This is a genomic window from Bacillus sp. 1NLA3E, from assembly GCF_000242895.2.
GTDB lineage: Bacteria > Bacillota > Bacilli > Bacillales > Cytobacillaceae > Bacillus_BU.
This window is the reverse complement of the sequence record NC_021171.1, coordinates 2,209,219-2,227,387: the sequence shown is the minus strand read 5'-3', so window position 1 is coordinate 2,227,387 and position 18,169 is coordinate 2,209,219. Positions and strand designations below refer to the sequence as shown.

Here is an 18,169-nt window from a genome sequence, read left to right as displayed (position 1 = left end):
AAAGTTCAGCATATGGATCTCAATTAACAACCTTTATAATTGTGTCCCGGGAAAAGGGTATTTATTATTCTAAGGTTTTTTGCTGAGGCTGGCCGATTTTGGACTGTACTCCGTCTAAAATTCTTAAAAACTGCATTCTTTCTTTTCGTTTAAGAGGTAACGGAGCTTTCTCATCGTGATCTGCAGTCTTTTTGCTGCTTCCTTTCGATTACCAAATGTTTCTTTTAATGTTTTTTGAATAAAAGCTTTGCCGACTTGAAGTTCAAGCTCCTTAATTTGCAAGAGAACTTCATCTAAATTAATTTCCTTTTTTTCTTCGAAAGCTGACAAAGTATGGTCTACCCAATGCTGTAAATATCCTTCAAAATCACGCTCTTGCATTTTTATTGTTGTAATTTGTTTCGGACTTTTCACCACTGAATTCGCTAACGAGCCAATATTCAGTAATGGAAGGTCTGCTGTTGTGATGATTCCATCAACTGAATCGGAAAGTGTTACGACTCTTGTCACGAAATTAGAAAGCTCGCGAATGTTTCCAGGCCAATTGTAATTTTGAAGCGCTCTTATCACATCATCCGAAAACTTAATCGTTGTGGTGGTATGCCGGTTTAATAGATGGTGTATCAATAACGGGAGATCCCCTTTTCGTTCTCTTAAAGATGGAATTTTCAAATGGACCACATTTAGCCGATAAAATAAATCTTCTCTGAATTTCTTATTCTGGACAGCCTCAAAAAGGTTTTCATTGGATGCGGCTACTAAACGCGTGTTAGTATGGAAAATACTTTCGCTCCCAACTCTCATAAACTCCCTTGTTTCAAGGACGCGTAGTAATTTTACTTGAATCGATGAAGATGCCTCGGCAATTTCATCAAGAAATAATGTCCCTTTACTGGCTATTTCAAATAATCCTTTCCGCATTTGTGTTGCCCCCGTAAAAGCTCCTTTTTCATGACCGAAAAGCTCACTTTCTAGCAGTGATTCCGAAATGGCCCCGCAATTCACACCGATAAAGGACTCATTGCTGCGCTGACTGGCCTCATGAATAAATCGTGCCAGTACTTCCTTTCCAGTGCCAGTCTCTCCCTCAATTAACACATTTACATTTTTTCGGGCGACTTTATAGGCTGTTTGAATTAACAGATCCATATCCTCATTTTGTCCGATGATTAGGCCAGTTTCATTCGCCAATTCATGAATGTGCTGCTGTGCTGAATTGGCTGTCGTAATAAGAAGGTTATCAATTTGTTTTTCCAACAAATCAATATCGTCAAACGGCTTCTCAATATAATCAATCGCTCCTAATTTCATGGCCTCTACAGCAGTAGAAATTGTACTATATCCAGTCATGATGACCGCTTTACATCCCGGTTGCTGTTTTTTTAAAACTTGAAGCAAGGATAACCCTTCCGCGTCAGGAAGCTTTAAATCGATCATCGCTGCTTGAAAAATCTGTTTCGTAAAATCGATGCTGAAAAATTCTTTGCCGCTGTTGACCACTTTAATATGATAGCCTTTTGAAGAAAAAAGATGGGACAGGAAGTTTCCCACTTCTTTTTCATCTTCAATAATCAATAGATTTGTCATGATTAAACCTCCAAATTCTTAAAAGATTATAGAGGAATTTTAAGCGTGAAGGTGCTGCCGTTATTCGGCTTGCTACATACCTCGATCGTACCTCCATGAACCTTTGCTATTCCAAAGCTTACAGATAACCCCAAACCTGTTCCCTTATCCTTTTCTTTTGTCGTATGAAATGGATGAAAGATTTCTGATAATCTACTTTCTTCAATTCCAATTCCATTATCCTGAACGGTTAGATAAACTTTATTTTCATGAAAGTACGTACGAATTTCGATTTTTTTGTTTGACTGGTCTGAAATTTCTAGGGCATCCCTGGCATTTAGGATTAAATTCACAATAATTTGTTCAATTTGCTGCTGACTTCCCTCAATTAAAGGCAAGTCCTCCTGAAATTCCAGATTTATAATAATCTCGTTCTTTTCAAGTTGATATTTTAATAAGTTCAAAACCTGGTTGATTGCCTCGTTTATTGAAAATGGTTCAAAGAGGTATTCATCCTGCCGAGAAAAGGTAAGCAAACTTTTTATAATCCCTTTGCAGCGATCCCCACAGTTTTTAATATCATTAAGGAGTAAATAGGAAGGATCCCTAACAGATCTACTCCTTAATAAAAGCTGGGAATTTCCAAGAATTGCTGTTAATGGGCTGTTTAGTTCATGGGCGATACCAGCCGCCATCTCTCCTATTGCAGCCAGTTTTCCGGAATGAAGTAGTTGCGCTTCCATTTTGCGTTTTTCCGTTACATCCTTAATATAAAGAATCACACCATATACTTGGTTTTGATTATTCTGAACAGGGTATGTGGACGTTTCGCAAATTGTCTGCTCATGAAAAATCATATCTCTGAAACCTGGTCTTTGGCTTTGGAACGTTTCTTTAATTAATAATCGGCACGGTTCCCCCAAAACGGGATAGACCTGAGCTTGTTCATTCATATTGAAAAATGTTTTAACCGTATCGTTATACTGAAGTACTTGTAAATTTTTATCAAAAACAATGATCATATCATCGACGGCCTTAAACGTATCTTCCCACTGTTGTTTCCCTTGTACTACCTCATGGTATAATTGTGTATTTTCGATGATTACTGCTAGATGATCACTCAGTTGTTCAAGGAATGATCGATCATCCCGACTCCACTCTGAAGAATCCTGTCTCCCGATGCTTAGCACTCCAATCCCTTTATTTTTTAAAAAAATAGGCAAGACTAAAACACTTTGAATGCCAACTGCACACAAATACTCTTTTTCATAAAAGACTTCATGTGGATCATTTATTTTCTTGAAAATCGTTTGTTTATTTTTTAACGCCGACCAATAAAGTGAATACTCGGTCGGAATAACGGAATCAATTTTAATTCGCGCACTGTTTTCTGGATAAACATTCGTGATAATCAAATCTTCATTCCGCAATAATAATAGGCTTAGTCGGTCACAGTGCGTTAGCTCTCTTAATTTATCGATTAGATTTTTTAATATCTCATTAAGAGACATATCCACTTTCATACTTTTCATAACATCATTAATAATTTCAAGCTGCATGTTTTTCTTTCTCAGTTGCTCTACTGTTGTTTTTAGCTCAGTATAATAACTTTTTTTCGATGACTTCACACCGGTTAGCAGCGCGATCATTTCATGTTTACTCTCTAACATTATCAACGCCCCTACAATGCATTTATTAAAAGTTTTTTTACATCCTCAAGGGTCACATCGCGGGGATTGGTAATCATACAGGCATCATCAAGTGCGAGCTGACTGGCCCAATCAATCATATCTACGGTCATTCCCACTTCACTTAACCGTTGTGGTGCACCTATATCTGCCGATAGCTCTCTAACAAATTCAATCGCTTCTTTCCCCGCATCCCGCTGAGTTAAGCCCCTTGTATCAATCCCTAAAAATTCGGCAATTTCTGCAAAACGATCTGGGGCAGCAATAAAATTAAAATCCATAACATGTGGGAGCAAAACGGAATTGATTTCCCCATGTGACATTGGAAGGATTCCACCGATGGCATGGGAAATGGCATGCACTGCTCCAAGAATTGCATTGGAAAAAGCAAGGCCGGCTTGCAAGCTTGCCATCGCCATAGCTTCTTTCGCTTCTTCATTTGTCTTGGATGCAACGGACGGACGTAAATATTTTGAGACAAGTGTAAGAGCATTTCTTGCCTGAACATCTGTAAGGGGAGTAGCAGCTGAGCTTACATAGGCTTCAACCGCATGGGTTAACACATCCATCCCTGTCGCTGCTGTTAAACTGCTACCTTTTGTAACAAGTGTATAAGGATCAACAATGGCGATATCCGGAACCAATGTTTTTGAAACGATGATCATTTTCTTCTGTCGCTCCGAATCAACGATGACCGAAAATTGAGATACTTCCGATCCCGATCCAGCTGTCGTCATTATCATAATCATCGGTGGAAGTGGCTTTTCAATTTTATCTACGCCTTCGTAATCACTTATTTTCCCGCCATTCACCGCAAGGATGGCGATCGCCTTGGCCGCATCCAAGGCACTGCCGCCACCTAAACCGATAATGGCATCACATTCATTTGCAAGGTAAGTACGACAACCTGCGTTAACATCCTTATCTTTTGGGTTTTCCGTAACTTCTATAAAAGTTGCAAATGACAATTTTGATTCTTTACAAATGGCGATCACTATTTCCAGCCACCCTGCATTCGCAACTCCGTAATCGCTTACAATTAAAACCTTTTTTGCCCCTAGTCGGAGACAAGCATCGCCAGCCTGTTTGATGGAATTTTTACCAAAAATAATCTCTGGTGTAACAAATTTGCTAATATGCATATTCTTCCCCTATTAAAGTTTTTGTTATATTTGTTAATTAACCGCAAGAACGTAAAATTCCTGTTTATTTTTCTAAACATTTAGTATTTTCTTAAAAATAAAGTACAAGCACCCGATTAGCGACTTTTACTTTCTAACTTGTTAAAAAAGATCGGCCTTTGTAAAATTTGGACATTCTGATTCATACTGTATATAATGAGTATATACAGTATGGACAATAAGGGGTAGTAAATGGATATCATCATTTTGAACACATCCGAAAAGCCGATCTATCAGCAAATTAAAGAACAAATCATCAAACATGTATTAATTGGGCAACTATCTGAAGGTGAGCAGCTGCCTTCCATTCGGAACCTTGCCAAAGAATTAAAAATTAGTGTCATTACAACAAAAAGGGCATATGAGGAATTGGAAAATGAAGGGTATATTGATACTGTCCTCGGAAAAGGTTCATTTGTTTCTATAGGAAAAAAGCAGATTTTAAGACAAAAACAATTGGATTCCATTCGAAATCAATTAAAACAAATTGTGCATGAGAGCAAAAAGTACGATATTACCACTCACCAATTGATCCAATTAATCGAGCAATTTTACGAGGAGGACTGAAAATGGATACGATTTTAGAAGTGAAAGATTTAAATAAAGTATTTAAGGATTTTGCCTTAAAGGATGTAAGTTTTTCGCTAAAAAGAGGTTTCATCATGGGTTTCATTGGCCCGAATGGATCGGGTAAAAGTACGATTATCCGGTGTATTATGGACCTTGTTCATATCAACAGTGGTGAGATTAAATTGTTTGGGACTAATTATCACAGCGATATGAAAGCGTTAAAGCAACGGATAGGTTTCGTGTACGATCAAGATGTTTTTTTTGAGGATTTAACGGTCGAGAAAAACAAGCGGGTTATCTCTTCATTCTACGACCAGTGGGATAACGATTTATTCTACAAATATATCCATGATTTCGAAGTGCCGCTTACGAAGCCTGTTAAATCTTTATCAAAAGGAACAAAAATGAAATTCGCCTTAGCTGTAGCCCTTTCCCATCATGCAGAACTGATTATAATGGATGAACCAACTAGCGGACTTGATCCGATTTTCAGAAAAGAGCTGTTGGATATTTTACGGGACGTTATTCAGGATGAAAATAAAGCCATTTTCTTCTCTACGCATATTACAACCGATCTCGAGCAAGTAGCTGATTATATTACATTTATCCTTAATGGGAAAATTCTGTTGAGCGAAGAAATGGAAAATCTGTTGGATGAATATGTACTGATTAAAGGACCTAAGGACCAAAAGGAGGCAGTCACTGTGTTTCAGCCACTATTGATAAAAGAAACATCACTTGGCTTTGAGGCATTTATGAAAAAGAACGAACTGGGGAATTTAGATTCTAATCTTGAATTATGTTATGTAAGACCGACATTGGAAGATATCATGTATTCCTTAGTAAAATCACGCAAAAACGAGGTATAGAATTAAATTTTTGTACCCAAATCTAAAAGAAAAGGAGAATTCAAACCATGCTCCATTTAATGATTAAAGATATTTTTACGCAAAAAAAAGTTGCTTACTTTGCCCCAATTTTTTTATTGCCGTATTTCCTGACGATTGGAAAAAACATTTCTGGCTACAGTCTTATTACGATTTTAATATATAGTTTGAGTATCGCTTTTATTGCCTATTTTATGGTGATGTATTCCAATTTCAATACAAATGAAAGTGAAAAATCGCAAAACCGGCTTTTGCTCAGTTTACCGTTAACGAGACGGGCTGTTATAAATGCTAAATATGTCATGATCAGTGCATGGTGGCTCATTTCATTTCTTTCATATGTTGTTTTATTTTTTGTGTTAAAAGTAATGTTTCATTTATATAGTAGCCAGACATTTGATTGGCGAATCATCGTCTTATCATTATGTTTTACTTATCTTTTGGCGACAACATTTTATCCTATTCATTTTAAATTTGGATATCGAGTTGCCAGTATAATAGGGATTGGAACGTTTTTTCTGGTGACAAATGGAATGGGAAAGCTTTTTTCACAAAACTCTCATATTACTCCAGCTATCTATGAACATCCGATGGTTTCAATTTCAAGCATTACTTCTGTTTTCGTACTTATCTCTTACTTCTTTTCGGTCCGAATTTTTGAAAAAATAGATCTTTAATTATATGGGAAATCTAAATTCCCATGATTTCCTTACCCGCTTTTTTTTTGGAAGTCATGTGTTGGGAGAAAAAGTAATGAAAATAAATTGGAAGAAAATATATTTATATATTATAGGGATTATTCTTGCTGTGTGTGGTGCAGCACAAGCTCTGGATAGGAACTATTTAGCGCTTTTCCCATTGTCCTGTTCAATAATTTTTTTCGTAAAAGGTTGGGGTATGAAAAATCTATGAAATAAGCCTAAAAGAGCGGGACAGCCTTTGCATCCCGCTCTTTCTCTATTAAACTAGTTGTGATTCCGCTTCTAGATTCATCGCTGGTCCGAAGAATTCATAATGAATTTGGCTGTCAGCAACCCCTATTTTTTTCAAGGTTAAGACGACAGCACGTAAGAATGGTACCGGCCCGCATACGTAATAGTCTGCACTTGCTGTTTCAGCATTCTCTTTTAACCATTCAGCATCAATATAGCCCTCTTTACTGAAGTGAAGTTCCTTTTTATCAACCTCTGAAGGGTTTTCAAACACATAAGATAATTGAAAGTTTGATAATCTTTCCATTAAAGCTTCTAATTCCTCTTTAAATGCTTGATGGTTTCCATTTCTTGAAGCATTGATAAATGTAATTTGGCGGTTTGGCTGATTCTCTGCCAAGCTGTTCACCATGCTCATAAATGGTGTAATCCCTACTCCGCCACTTAAAAATACGACTGGTGATTCTTCTCGATTTAATGTGAAATCCCCCGCTGGTGCTGTTACCTCGACAATGTCCCCTTGATTAATCTGATCGTGAAGATAGTTTGAGACCTTCCCCTTAGGAGTGTTCTCTTCTGCCTCTCTTTTCACCGAAATACGGAAATATTCTTTGCCAGGAGCAGCAGATAAACTATATTGGCGATTTACTAAATATTTTTCTCCAGGAATATTAAGTCTGATTGTGATATATTGGCCTGGCTCAAAATCAGGAACGCCAGAATTGTCTGCAGGAATTAAATAGAAAGAAGTGATGACATCACTTTCCTTCACTTTTTCAATTACTTTGAATTCTTTAAATTCACTCCATCCGCAAGCTTTTGAAGCAGCCTCTTCGTACATTTCTTTTTCAATATCAATAAAAACCTGAGCGATCACACCATAAGCTTCTGCCCATGCATTGATAATTTCGTCTGTAGCGGCATCTCCAAGAACCTCCCTGATCGCTCCAAGTAAATTCTCACCCACGATTGGATAATGCTCAGGTTTAATCACCAAGCTCCGGTGTTTGTGAGCAATTTGCTTCACAACCGGGATAATGGTCTCAAGTTTATCGATGTATGTAGCTGCTGCCAAAACCGTATTTGCCAGTGCAGTTTGCTGGCGGCCCCTTTTTTGATTTGCATGGTTAAAAATATTTAATAGCTCTGGGTGTTTTTCAAACATATTTTTATAAAACACTGTTGTAATTTCAGTTCCCTTCACTTCTAAAACAGGAACAGTTGATTTAATTGTTTCAATCGTTTTTTGAGAAAGCATTTTTAAAAATCCCCTTTGTTTGATAAGTAGTATTTTAAATACTTCTTTATGATAGAATGGTTTTTAAGAAAAAGCAATATTTAGAATACTTCTTTTTTTGAAATCCTCTATTTTATGCTAAACTTAAGTCAGTTAAAGATTGTGAGGGAAACGAAATGCATTTAACAACTTATACTGATTACTCGCTCCGAGTTTTAATTTATTTAGCGGCTAAGAAAAACAATGAACTTTCCAATATTAAGGAAATAGCCGAAATTTACGATATTTCGAAAAATCATCTTATGAAAATAATTTATAATATGGGGAAAATGGGCTATATTGAAACGATTAGAGGGAGAAATGGCGGCGTTCGCCTTGCAAAATTACCTTCAGAAATTAACATTGGTGAAATTATAAGAAAAACTGAAGAAGATTTTTATATAGTAGAATGTTTTGAACATCATAATAATAAATGTATCATGACACCGGTCTGCTCTTTAAAGCATATCCTTAATACAGCGCTTGAACAATTTCTTCAAGTCCTAGATCAATATACCCTCGATGACATTGTGAATCATAATCCAGTGATGAAGGGATTTTTCAGTTCAGATGGTCAAAGCCCTTTACCCAAAGAATAAATCCTCCAACCAATGATTAAAAATTTTAATAATAGTAAGATCCTCGTAGTCCTAGAAAATTGCTGGGACTATTTTTTTATATAATCCATTACCAAATCTCCCCCATAAAAGTGATTCTTGTTCTCAATATCCATATTTCATAAAAAACATACAAACGATGCTTGTAGAAGTGGAAAAAGCTTTATGATAAGAAAAGCACATGCAACCGTTTAGCGACGTATGGACTGGATCTCTCTGACTGAGATAAAGAAAACACGGAAAGCGAAGCGACCCGATGTTGACTTATCGTAGGGAGGAGAGTGAAGTACACTAGGCGCTGGGTGCATGTGCTAGACAGTTATCTAAGTTCAAAATTATATACTCTCTTTTTTTAAAAACTGAGTACCCACCATTGGCAAAGCTTTAAATATATCAACAATTTCATTTAACAAAGCCTTTTTTATAAGTAAGCAGAAGGGAATAACAAAAACTTCTCCTCTACTTTTCATTTAAAGTGCACATTCCTCGATCTCAAATCCAAGATCTTCAATCATGCTCCAATCAGAGGTTGGTTCTTGACCAGCGGTAGTCAAATAATCTCCAACGAAAATTGAATTTGCTGCATAAAGGCCCAACACTTGTAATGAACGAAGATTAACCTCACGCCCACCAGCCATTCGAATTTCTTTGGATGGATTTACAAATCTCATCATCGCTAATAACTTTAAACATTTGCGTGGATTTAATTCGGATTTTTCTTCTAAAGGCGTACCATCTATCGAATTTAGAAAATTACATGGGATTGAATCTGCTCCCAATTGGTGCAATGACATCGCGATTTGAACAGCTTCTTGATCGGATTCGCCCATCCCGAAAATCGCACCTGAACAAGGTGACATCCCGGAATCCTTGGCATTTTCTACTGTGTCAACCCGGTCTTCATATGAATGAGTTGAACAAATATTTTCGTAATTTTCTTTGCTTGTATTTAAGTTATGGTTATAGCGATTGACTCCCGCCTCCGCTAACTTCCCTGCATGTTCCTCGTTTAAAAAGCCTAAACAGCAACAAATTTTAAGATCTGTCGTCGCCTTAATTTCTTTTACTGCTTCAATGACGTGATCAATTTCTTTATCTGAAGGTCTTCGTCCAGAAGCAACAATACAATATGTACCTGCTTTACGACGCATAGATTCCTGGGCCCCTTCGATGATTTTTTCTTTAGTCAACCATGCGTATTTATCGATTGGTGCCTCCGATACAATCGATTGAGAGCAATAACCGCAGTCTTCAGGACATAAGCCTGACTTTGTATTAATAATCATATTTAGCTTCACTTTTTTTCCATAATAATGGTGGCGGATAAGGAAGGCTGCATTTATAATTTCCAACACCTCTTCATCAGGAGCCTGCACAATCGCAAGAGCTTCTTCTTTGGTAATTTGATATCCCCCAAGGATATTTTCAGCTAGTTTTTTCCAATCTTTTTTTGTAGTTACTTCCATAAATTTACCCCTCTTTTTGTAAACTTGATTTTGTTTTTGGTTTACATATAAAGAAAAAGTACCATAAACTTACAAGATTTACAATTATAAATTTTCAAAAAAACAAACTTTACCTTTTTATTGATTTTTTTACTCAAGTGATATTACGTATCGTCCCATTACAATTCGGTTAAATTAACTTAGAGCATATATTATTGCTCAATAAATCGTCGGGAGTGATGTATCATGGGTAGAAACAAACTTTTGGTACCAGGCGCAGGTAATGCTCTTGATCAAATGAAAGAAGAGATTTCCAATGAGTTTGGAGTTCAACTTGGTGCTGATACGACCGCACGAGCAAACGGTTCCGTCGGGGGCGAGATGACAAAACGTCTCATCGCCTACGGAGAGCAATCATTAAGAAATCAACAAGGTCAATGATGTTGATTTCGGAATATGGGACCCCAGTTATTTTGGGGTCTCTTTCTACTTCAGAATAATGAATTCAAACAGAAAAGGAGGATTTTAACCATGACCAATAAAAATGATAACCGCGAAAGTAAAAATAAATACCCTAACAACAAAAATCAAGATACGGAATTTAACAAAGACATTCATATTAGAAGTGAAATAACGAAGAAGGATTTGCAAAATAAATCTAAATAAAATATTTAAAAAAACAATCAAACGGTCCTAGAGCTAATCTTGGACCGTTTTTGTTTGACCACATTTTTAATGAAAATCTTCTCCCCTTCCCTTTTCTTCTGTTTTCGAAAATATTGATCATTTTTTAAGGCTGTGTTAATGCTCATTGTTGATTTTTTGCACAATGTTGATTGGAGCGGAAGGCGCGAGACTCCTGCGGGAGAAGCGTGTCGCGGGAGACCCCGGAGGCGCATAGCGCCGAGGAGGCTCCCGGACAGCCCGCGGAAAGCGAGCGCCTGGAGCGGAAATCAACATTCTATTTTTACACAGCCTTTAATAAAAATTTATATAGGTACAATCTCATATAACCATTACAATATAGAATATAGAGAGAATAAAGGAGACAATTTATGAGTTCAAAAACGGCAATCATCACCGGTACTTCCAGTGGATTTGGTTTATTATGTGCCATCGAACTAGCAAAGCACGGCTTCCAAGTGATTGCAACCATGAGAAACACTAGTAATGCTGGCCCGCTTTTAAGTTCAGCAAAAAAGCAAAATGTACTCGAAAACATCCATACCTACCCACTAGACGTCACTTCTACAGAATCAATAAATCATCTAACTACATACCTTTCACATTTTCATACAATCGATGTTCTCGTAAACAATGCGGGATTTGCGTTAGGAGGCTTCAGTGAGGAGTTGACCGTTGAGGACTATCGTAAGCAATTCGAAACCAATTTTTTCGGAGTCATTGCCATTACAAATGCAATCCTGCCGTTCATGAGAGCTCAAGGACAAGGAAGAATAATCAATATGAGTAGTATTAGCGGTAAAATAGGTTTTCCAGGATTATCTCCTTATGTCTCCTCCAAGCATGCACTTGAGGGTTACAGCGAGAGTTTAAGACTCGAACTAAAACCATTCGGTATAGATGTTGTCCTAATCGAGCCTGGTTCATATAAAACCAACATTTGGTCAAGTATTGATTCAACCAATCTGAACTCTGATTCCCCCTACTATTCCTATATGGGAGCCATCTTAAAAGAAATTGGAACTGGAATGACTGAACATGGTGATCCGCAAGATGTAGCTAACTTGGTTGCAGAAATCGCTACACTTCAGAAAACTCCTGACCTAAGGTATCCCATTGGGAAAGATGTTAAAAAGAATCTATTTCTGAAAAAAGTGTTAAAGTGGAAGTTGATTGAAGAGGCTATTCTGAAGAAACTGTTGAGATAGATTTTTCTACCTTTTTTAAAAAGAATATTCTAATGAAGGTCGCCAATAATAAACATAAAATATCCAAAGAAACTATTATTAAAGCAGCCCTGCTTAGGAGGTTTTTTCATGGATCGCAATCAATTGGAACAATTAGGTGATGAACTAAGAGAAATTGGACATCGAAGACGGGAACTTGCTGAGCAAATATTCCTAGAAGTCCAAGAAGGAGATAATCAATCTTCCAAAAATTTGTATCAAGAATTAAGCAATATTTCAGATCAAGCAATAAATATTATCACTCGTCAAAAGCAAATGTTTGATCATGAATTACAATAATTTTTTCTTAAGGTAATGTGCCTGATCATTATAGGATTAGGCACAATTTATTTTTCCTAGTCAAATTTAGCTTCGATTACAAACTAGTTATGATCAATAAAAACTACCTTTTTTGTTTGATCTTCTTAGCAATTTTAAAAGAATCCAATACAAATCCAGTTGGTTATGCTAAAATCAGTTAAATGTCATCACAGAAATCCAAAGATGTAATTTTTGACTGTGTTAAAGCTCAATGTTGATTTTCTGAACAATGTTGATTGGAGTGGAAGGCACGAAGACTCCTGCGGGAGCAGCGGGACAGGTGAGACCCCGCAGGCGCTTTAGCGCCGAGGAGGCTCACCGCCCGCCCCGCGGAAAGCGAAGCGCCTGGAACGGAAATCAACATTCTAGTTTTACAGAGCCTTTGATAAAAGATTTATGTTTTGGAATTTTCCACTCTTATTACGATTAAAATCCTCCAGGAAATGGATAAATAATTAAATAATGGGGAAAATAAATGATAAAGCAATTAACGTGTAATAAAAATCAGGGGGATTGTATTGAATGAATTTATATAACAACATGGAATTTGAAATAAAAAGCAGTTTTATTCCTAACCTTAGCAACTCCGACACCTTAAAAATTGTTGAAGTAACACCAGGAAGTGTCGTAGTACAAATGCACAATTCCAACTGCAGAGGAGTCTTTCCATTAGATAGCTTTCAATACTGGATTAAAAAGAGCTCTCTGATATACATTAATGATCAAGAAGAAAGAACTTCATAATGGTCGAAAGCACTGGTAGATTACCGGTGTTTTTTTGTTTAGATGTATCTTCACTACTTTTTTTCTCTCAATTCAGGATGTAAAATAAAAATGAAAGGAAGTGGCGCCATGGCGATCCTATTGCCTCATATTGAAGATTCTAATCTTACAAATTACATACCTCCTAAAGATGAATACCAACACTTTCTGGATGACGCTCATTATGCTGAAAAAGTAAGAGAATGGGGCCTAAGCGGTACTAAAGACGTAAAGAAAGAGTTCTGGTACAAAAACAGAACTCACCAACGCCTTGTCACTATAAAGGGCTATGAATCTTTTGGTGTAACCGCAGAATATAATACACTGGTCATCGAATTTCAGGATGGGAATTTATCCTGTATTCACCCTGCTCTTCTAAAGGAAATGCAATCTTCTAACTTTGGAAAGGAAATTAGAGTCCAGGATGATTCTAGTTCGCCCAAAAACAATATTACTGAAACCATTCAGGAAGATTTGAATTCCGGATCAGATTCAGACTTAAAGACTGAGACTACAGTGGTTGAACAAGTGTCCCCTCCTAAGTTGAAAGTAGTAAAACCAATTAAAGAGAAAAAAGAGAAAGCTGCCAAACTCGTGTTGCCTGAAGAAAAGGTCCATTTTACAGGCAGCGTTAAACAATTTGCCTTAAGCTGGAACCATTTTAATGAAGACAACGACGAAGTGGTTGTCCTGGAAAACGTACGGATCGAGACCGATGAGCCCGTTGAGGTAGGTCTTGCTTGGTGTGCCCATAGCAAAACCTTAAAGAAATTTGAACTCTCACAAGGTGATATTCTTGAATTTGATGGAAAAATCGTCAAGAAAAACCTACCAAAAGGAAAAGATGTCGAAGACGAAGCTTTCCTTTTAGAAGTTTCCGTTCCCTATAAAATAAACAACCCTTCAAAAATTGTGAAAAAGCAATAATAGCCCTTCAGAAAACCCCTTCAGTCATCCCTGCAGGGGTTTCTCTTTTAGGCAAATATTATTTTAATTCCCTATTGATTCTAATTGATCAGATAAATAGATTGTAATTCCCTTATTTCCTTGTTGGGCAATCCGATACATCGCTAGAGCCACAGTTTCGCCTCTTATTGCTTTACTTTTTCTAAGAGGACCAACAAATAGAAACGAAATCCCACTTAGGATGATTCCTGCTATCTTCTCACCAAACCTGAATTCCTGTCTAACTCCCATCAAAAGCGACGGTCGTAGCAATGAAACGGTTTCAAACGGTAGCTTAGCAACTTCTTGTTCTAGTTCCCCTTTTATTTTTGGGTAAAAGAGAGACGAATTAGGATTCGCATTCATCGAACTGACAAGTAAAAATTGTTTTGCACCCTTCTTGTAGGCCAGTTCAGCAATATCCAAAGGATATTCAACATCCACTCTATACATTGCTTCTTTGGTTTTTGCCTTCTTAATAGTCGTGCCTAAACAACTAAATACGTCGTCAACAGCAAAATAATCTTGATAATTTTCGAGTTGGTCAAAATCGATTACCACTTCTGTTAATTTAGGGTGATTCAGGAAAAGTGGTTTTCGGACAACTGCATAAACCTTGTCATATTCTTTTCCTTCTAATAGTAAATGAAGCAGTTCATTTCCGACTAAACCACTTGAACCTGCTATGAGTGCTGTTTTTTCATTCAAAAAAAACAATCCTTTCCATTGGCAATCTAAAATAATTTTATCGACTTACTGTTGAAACAATCCATTATTTTCGTTTATATTCATTTTTATAATAATAATCCCCCATGTCTTTTACAACATTTACCTTTTATAACAATTCGTTCAAACAATGTTTGTAAGTTTACTGGGAAAAGTACCCACTTAAATGTTAGAATGGTAAAAAATAGAGATTTCATTATTTTTAAATAATTATTCGGAATGGTGAACCATGGTATTTAAAGGTAGAATAATTGGGATATTACTCGTGATAGCAAATTCATTCATTTGGATTCTTCATCAATTTTATCAACATCATGAGCGTGGATGCTTCGTTTTCGAAATCAGCTTTTCCATACTCTCCCTTCCATTGTTTTGGTGGTTAGGTCGATGCTTTGATTACTACAAAATGACAACAAAGGAACTAAAAACAAGTAATGAACGATTCCAAACCATTTTTGAAAAAGCCGGAATAGGCATTTCTCTAATTGACGGGACAGGCAAACCGATTGTTGTCAATCCAAAGTTACAGGAATTTCTTGGCTATAGCGAAGAAGAACTTAAACATATGACCTTTAGTGAGTTTAGTAATCCAGAGGATTCAAAAGTGAATTTTGAACTTTTAACCCAATTAATTAACAGGGAGATTGATTCCTACCAATTAGAAAAACGTTATATTCGCAAGGATGGGATAACGGTCTGGGGCCACGTGACCTCATCTTTATTTCCAAACCAAGATGGGGATTTATCGTATGTGATTGGAATGGTTATCGATATAACAGACCGGAAAATTGCAGAAAAAAAATTATTAGAAGTAAATCAAAAGCTTGAATATCTTTCTAATATAGATGGACTAACAGGAATCGCCAACCGTCGCTATTTTGATAAACATCTTCTTCAAGAGTGGGAAAAAGCAAAGAGTTATGCTACACCGCTATCGTTAATTATGTTCGATATTGATTATTTCAAGAAATTTAATGATACATATGGGCATCTTGTTGGTGACGCTTGTCTGAAAAGCATCGCTGAAATATTGAATCAGATGATGGAAATGACCAAATGTTTTCCGGCAAGATATGGAGGAGAAGAGTTTGCTATTATTCTTCCTGGAACTACCATAAAAAAAGCAAATCAAATTGCAGAACAAGTAAGAACCACTGTAGAAGGATTGCTACTTCCTCATGCACTATCTGATGTTTTTCCCTACGTGACGATCAGTGTAGGCTTAGCATCACTCATTCCAAACTCTCAAACAAGTCCTGAATACTTGATCGCAAATGCTGATTCAGCCTTATATGATGCAAAAATGGCAGGGCGCAATCGGATTTGTTATAGACCTGTAAACAAAGAATTTCTAAATTTGAGTTCGCATTAATTACAAATAACTCCAAATATAATCCCAGATACCAATTAAATGGTCTGGGGTTTGTTTTATAGATTTTTTTGATAACCGCCAGCTATTTCCTCATCTCAACTATTACAAAAAGTCCCTTATAAAATTTTTGTACTTTTACAAAATGAAATCCCTGCCTGTTTATTAGTTCGACCGTATCACGATTTAAACAACAGCCATCACAAACTTTTTTCCAAACAGGAGTTAGCCAATTCTGTAACCTAGCTAAAAAGCTGTTGTCCATTTTGACATGCTCAAAAAGAAGGAAATCTCCCCCTTGTTTGCACACCCTTTTCATTTCTTTCAACGCTTTTTCGACATCTGGAATCGTACAAAACACAAGTGTAGCGACAACTGAATCAAAGGTCCCATCTTCAAATGGGAGGTTTTCAGCATCCGCCTTAATAATCTCCACTGGTACAACAGCCAACTCCTTTTTAGGAATAGATTGATTGATCATATGTTGATTAGGTTCTATGGCTGTCACACTATCAACCGAATCATATAAAGGAAAATTCAACCCTGTTCCAGATCCGATTTCCAGTACCCGTCCTCTTGCCTTTTTCAATAACTCCTGACGTATCCCCTTAAATTTTTTCCGTTCAAGCGGACCCATAAAAAAATCGTACCATTTTGCAAACGAACGACTCATTTCGTTCAACTCCAATCTCTTTCCATTTAACCATTTTCATTTTCTATTTGGGTATTAAATCACAAAATTATCATAAACTACTAACTTCTGTGATGTTTATTATTTTTTCGGAGGGATTATGTTTTGCCAACTCTAAAAATCAATGGAGTGGATCTTTATTATCAAGTTCAAGGTAATGGGATTCCCATTATATTTATTCATCCACCCCTACTTACAAGTGTTAACTTCAAATACCAGATCGAAGGTCTTTCAAAAAATTTTAAGACGATTGTTTTTGATATCCGAGGTCATGGGAATAGTGCTTTTTCAGAAAAACCATTTACCTATCCTTTAATTTCACATGATATTAAACAAATTTTGGACCATCTTAACATCGACAAAGCCCTACTTTGCGGCTATTCGACTGGAGGTTCCATTGTCCTTGATTTTCTGTTAACCTATCCAGGACGTGCTAGTGGGGGCGTCCTATTAGGAGCCATGTCTGAAGTGAATGATTGGTCATTAAAAAATAGGATTTCATTAGCAGCTATGTTAGCTAAAACGAAAGCACTGGATACTCTTGCAATTTCTATTTGCTTAGGTAATTCAAATAACAGGAAAATGTTTAAAGATTTATATCTCGATGCAAAAAAAGGCAACATAAAAAACATTGAACAATATTACAGATACAGCTTGATCTATAATTGTACAGCTCAATTAAAAAGAATTAAACATCCAGTTTTATCGATTTATGGAGAAAAAGATACAGGATTCCATCACTATGCCCACTTGATCAATGAAAACCTGCCGAATAATGAGTTGATTTTTATAAAAAAAGGGAAACACCAGCTACCTACAAAATCGGCAGTGGAAGTAAACAAACTCATTTATCAGTTTGCAGAAGATCACTAAAGGGATTAGGTATGATAATTGAACCTTTAGTTAATCAAAAAGACCATCAAATTAGTGTGCAATTTGATGGTCTTTTTGTATTACTTTGTTTGGAGTAGGACGGAAACCGTTTTAAATTTGTTTCAGGTCTCTTTACCCTTTACTCGATATAACCTTTTTCCTTCAGGTGCGAATAAGCTGCCTCTTTATTTTCTTCTTGAACTTGATACTCTAGTTTATCTTCGACGAATTTGGCACATCGTCCACCAAATGGCTTAAGTTCTGCTTTTATTTCTTTTATATCAACAGAACCTTTTATTGGATAATTCACCTTCATTTTCTAACACCTCCTATCGCAATTTTATGAAAGTAAACGCCTATATGCAGTGATAAAGAATACTTTCACGAAAAAAATAGGTGAAACTTTTCCA

20 protein-coding genes are annotated in these 18,169 nt (G+C 36.5%); 12 read left to right on the top strand and 8 right to left on the bottom strand.

Going from position 1 to position 18,169, the window contains the following annotated elements:
• Window positions 1-123: 123 nt before the first annotated feature.
• Genes B1NLA3E_RS10635 through B1NLA3E_RS10625 form a run of 3 tightly spaced genes read right to left on the bottom strand, consistent with a single transcriptional unit; the run spans window position 124 to window position 4,396 of the window.
• Complete coding sequence (locus B1NLA3E_RS10635; RefSeq protein ID WP_015593847.1) at window positions 124-1,587, bottom strand: sigma-54-dependent transcriptional regulator; 1,464 nt, start codon at window positions 1,585-1,587, stop codon at window positions 124-126.
• A gap of 26 nt (window positions 1,588-1,613) precedes the next feature.
• Window positions 1,614-3,236: a sensor histidine kinase gene (locus tag B1NLA3E_RS10630; RefSeq protein WP_015593846.1), complete on the bottom strand. Its 1,623-nt coding sequence runs from the start codon at window positions 3,234-3,236 to the stop codon at window positions 1,614-1,616.
• Window positions 3,237-3,247: 11 nt separating this feature from the next.
• The gene (locus B1NLA3E_RS10625) at window positions 3,248-4,396 is read right to left on the bottom strand and encodes an iron-containing alcohol dehydrogenase (protein WP_015593845.1); all 1,149 of its coding nucleotides are present in this window, start codon (window positions 4,394-4,396) and stop codon (window positions 3,248-3,250) included.
• A 231-nt stretch (window positions 4,397-4,627) separates the two neighbouring features.
• Here B1NLA3E_RS10625 and B1NLA3E_RS10620 point away from each other — a divergent pair, with 231 nt between their 5' ends.
• From B1NLA3E_RS10620 to B1NLA3E_RS25290, 4 genes are all read left to right on the top strand, one after another.
• Window positions 4,628-5,002, top strand: coding sequence for a GntR family transcriptional regulator (locus B1NLA3E_RS10620; protein WP_015593844.1), 375 nt, complete (start codon window positions 4,628-4,630; stop codon window positions 5,000-5,002).
• A 2-nt stretch (window positions 5,003-5,004) separates the two neighbouring features.
• Window positions 5,005-5,874, top strand: coding sequence for an ABC transporter ATP-binding protein (locus tag B1NLA3E_RS10615; protein ID WP_015593843.1), 870 nt, complete (start codon window positions 5,005-5,007; stop codon window positions 5,872-5,874).
• A gap of 47 nt (window positions 5,875-5,921) precedes the next feature.
• Window positions 5,922-6,569 (top strand): ABC-2 transporter permease, encoded by a 648-nt coding sequence (locus B1NLA3E_RS10610; protein ID WP_015593842.1) that lies wholly within the window; start codon window positions 5,922-5,924, stop codon window positions 6,567-6,569.
• A 61-nt stretch (window positions 6,570-6,630) separates the two neighbouring features.
• Window positions 6,631-6,804, top strand: coding sequence for a hypothetical protein (locus B1NLA3E_RS25290; RefSeq protein ID WP_187292205.1), 174 nt, complete (start codon window positions 6,631-6,633; stop codon window positions 6,802-6,804).
• A 48-nt stretch (window positions 6,805-6,852) separates the two neighbouring features.
• Here B1NLA3E_RS25290 and hmpA read toward each other — a convergent pair whose 3' ends face one another.
• On the bottom strand, window positions 6,853-8,082 hold the full coding sequence (hmpA, locus tag B1NLA3E_RS10605) for an NO-inducible flavohemoprotein (RefSeq protein WP_015593841.1): 1,230 nt from the start codon (window positions 8,080-8,082) through the stop codon (window positions 6,853-6,855).
• Between the two features lie 155 nt (window positions 8,083-8,237).
• Between hmpA and B1NLA3E_RS10600 the strand changes: the two genes are divergently transcribed.
• Window positions 8,238-8,699, top strand: a complete 462-nt coding sequence (locus tag B1NLA3E_RS10600) for an RrF2 family transcriptional regulator (protein WP_015593840.1) — start codon at window positions 8,238-8,240, stop codon at window positions 8,697-8,699.
• A 488-nt stretch (window positions 8,700-9,187) separates the two neighbouring features.
• Here B1NLA3E_RS10600 and bioB read toward each other — a convergent pair whose 3' ends face one another.
• Complete coding sequence (gene bioB, locus B1NLA3E_RS10595; protein ID WP_015593839.1) at window positions 9,188-10,183, bottom strand: biotin synthase BioB; 996 nt, start codon at window positions 10,181-10,183, stop codon at window positions 9,188-9,190.
• 225 nt (window positions 10,184-10,408) lie between these two features.
• On the opposite strand from bioB, the gene B1NLA3E_RS10590 reads away from it, so the two are divergent.
• From B1NLA3E_RS10590 to B1NLA3E_RS10570, 5 genes are all read left to right on the top strand, one after another.
• On the top strand, window positions 10,409-10,603 hold the full coding sequence (locus tag B1NLA3E_RS10590; RefSeq protein ID WP_015593838.1) for an alpha/beta-type small acid-soluble spore protein: 195 nt from the start codon (window positions 10,409-10,411) through the stop codon (window positions 10,601-10,603).
• A 90-nt stretch (window positions 10,604-10,693) separates the two neighbouring features.
• A complete protein-coding gene (locus B1NLA3E_RS25820; RefSeq protein ID WP_268870663.1) occupies window positions 10,694-10,828 on the top strand; it encodes a hypothetical protein in 135 nt (44 codons plus the stop codon).
• A gap of 389 nt (window positions 10,829-11,217) precedes the next feature.
• Window positions 11,218-12,054: an SDR family oxidoreductase gene (locus B1NLA3E_RS10585; RefSeq protein WP_015593836.1), complete on the top strand. Its 837-nt coding sequence runs from the start codon at window positions 11,218-11,220 to the stop codon at window positions 12,052-12,054.
• 108 nt (window positions 12,055-12,162) lie between these two features.
• Window positions 12,163-12,372: a hypothetical protein gene (locus B1NLA3E_RS10580; protein ID WP_015593835.1), complete on the top strand. Its 210-nt coding sequence runs from the start codon at window positions 12,163-12,165 to the stop codon at window positions 12,370-12,372.
• An 855-nt stretch (window positions 12,373-13,227) separates the two neighbouring features.
• A complete protein-coding gene (locus tag B1NLA3E_RS10570; protein WP_015593834.1) occupies window positions 13,228-14,082 on the top strand; it encodes a hypothetical protein in 855 nt (284 codons plus the stop codon).
• Between the two features lie 63 nt (window positions 14,083-14,145).
• Here the strand turns inward: B1NLA3E_RS10570 and B1NLA3E_RS10565 are convergent, their stop codons facing one another.
• On the bottom strand, window positions 14,146-14,808 hold the full coding sequence (locus B1NLA3E_RS10565; RefSeq protein ID WP_041580455.1) for an oxidoreductase: 663 nt from the start codon (window positions 14,806-14,808) through the stop codon (window positions 14,146-14,148).
• A 247-nt stretch (window positions 14,809-15,055) separates the two neighbouring features.
• Between B1NLA3E_RS10565 and B1NLA3E_RS10560 the strand changes: the two genes are divergently transcribed.
• Window positions 15,056-16,198 carry a GGDEF domain-containing protein gene (locus B1NLA3E_RS10560; protein ID WP_015593832.1) on the top strand — a complete coding sequence of 381 codons (1,143 nt, stop codon included), beginning with the start codon at window positions 15,056-15,058 and terminating at the stop codon, window positions 16,196-16,198.
• An 82-nt stretch (window positions 16,199-16,280) separates the two neighbouring features.
• On the opposite strand, the gene B1NLA3E_RS10555 is transcribed toward B1NLA3E_RS10560, so the two are convergent.
• Window positions 16,281-16,868: a class I SAM-dependent methyltransferase gene (locus B1NLA3E_RS10555; protein ID WP_015593831.1), complete on the bottom strand. Its 588-nt coding sequence runs from the start codon at window positions 16,866-16,868 to the stop codon at window positions 16,281-16,283.
• Window positions 16,869-16,991: 123 nt separating this feature from the next.
• Here B1NLA3E_RS10555 and B1NLA3E_RS10550 point away from each other — a divergent pair, with 123 nt between their 5' ends.
• Window positions 16,992-17,759, top strand: a complete 768-nt coding sequence (locus B1NLA3E_RS10550) for an alpha/beta fold hydrolase (RefSeq protein WP_015593830.1) — start codon at window positions 16,992-16,994, stop codon at window positions 17,757-17,759.
• A gap of 139 nt (window positions 17,760-17,898) precedes the next feature.
• Here B1NLA3E_RS10550 and B1NLA3E_RS25285 read toward each other — a convergent pair whose 3' ends face one another.
• Entirely contained in the window at window positions 17,899-18,075 is a 177-nt protein-coding gene (locus tag B1NLA3E_RS25285; protein ID WP_187292171.1) for a hypothetical protein, read from the bottom strand.
• Window positions 18,076-18,169: the final 94 nt, after the last annotated feature.

Coding starts and splice junctions, on each gene's coding strand:
- B1NLA3E_RS10615 (WP_015593843.1), top strand. CDS start 5,005: ATGGATACGATTTTAGAAGTGAAAGATTTAAATAAAGTATTTAAGGAT.
- B1NLA3E_RS10630 (WP_015593846.1), bottom strand. CDS start 3,236: ATGTTAGAGAGTAAACATGAAATGATCGCGCTGCTAACCGGTGTGAAG.
- B1NLA3E_RS10610 (WP_015593842.1), top strand. CDS start 5,922: ATGCTCCATTTAATGATTAAAGATATTTTTACGCAAAAAAAAGTTGCT.
- B1NLA3E_RS10580 (WP_015593835.1), top strand. CDS start 12,163: ATGGATCGCAATCAATTGGAACAATTAGGTGATGAACTAAGAGAAATT.
- B1NLA3E_RS10590 (WP_015593838.1), top strand. CDS start 10,409: ATGGGTAGAAACAAACTTTTGGTACCAGGCGCAGGTAATGCTCTTGAT.
- B1NLA3E_RS10600 (WP_015593840.1), top strand. CDS start 8,238: ATGCATTTAACAACTTATACTGATTACTCGCTCCGAGTTTTAATTTAT.
- B1NLA3E_RS10560 (WP_015593832.1), top strand. CDS start 15,056: ATGGTATTTAAAGGTAGAATAATTGGGATATTACTCGTGATAGCAAAT.
- B1NLA3E_RS10625 (WP_015593845.1), bottom strand. CDS start 4,396: ATGCATATTAGCAAATTTGTTACACCAGAGATTATTTTTGGTAAAAAT.
- bioB (WP_015593839.1), bottom strand. CDS start 10,183: ATGGAAGTAACTACAAAAAAAGATTGGAAAAAACTAGCTGAAAATATC.
- B1NLA3E_RS10555 (WP_015593831.1), bottom strand. CDS start 16,868: ATGAGTCGTTCGTTTGCAAAATGGTACGATTTTTTTATGGGTCCGCTT.
- B1NLA3E_RS10585 (WP_015593836.1), top strand. CDS start 11,218: ATGAGTTCAAAAACGGCAATCATCACCGGTACTTCCAGTGGATTTGGT.
- B1NLA3E_RS25820 (WP_268870663.1), top strand. CDS start 10,694: ATGACCAATAAAAATGATAACCGCGAAAGTAAAAATAAATACCCTAAC.
- B1NLA3E_RS10620 (WP_015593844.1), top strand. CDS start 4,628: ATGGATATCATCATTTTGAACACATCCGAAAAGCCGATCTATCAGCAA.
- hmpA (WP_015593841.1), bottom strand. CDS start 8,082: ATGCTTTCTCAAAAAACGATTGAAACAATTAAATCAACTGTTCCTGTT.
- B1NLA3E_RS10635 (WP_015593847.1), bottom strand. CDS start 1,587: ATGACAAATCTATTGATTATTGAAGATGAAAAAGAAGTGGGAAACTTC.
- B1NLA3E_RS10570 (WP_015593834.1), top strand. CDS start 13,228: ATGAAAGGAAGTGGCGCCATGGCGATCCTATTGCCTCATATTGAAGAT.
- B1NLA3E_RS25285 (WP_187292171.1), bottom strand. CDS start 18,075: ATGAAGGTGAATTATCCAATAAAAGGTTCTGTTGATATAAAAGAAATA.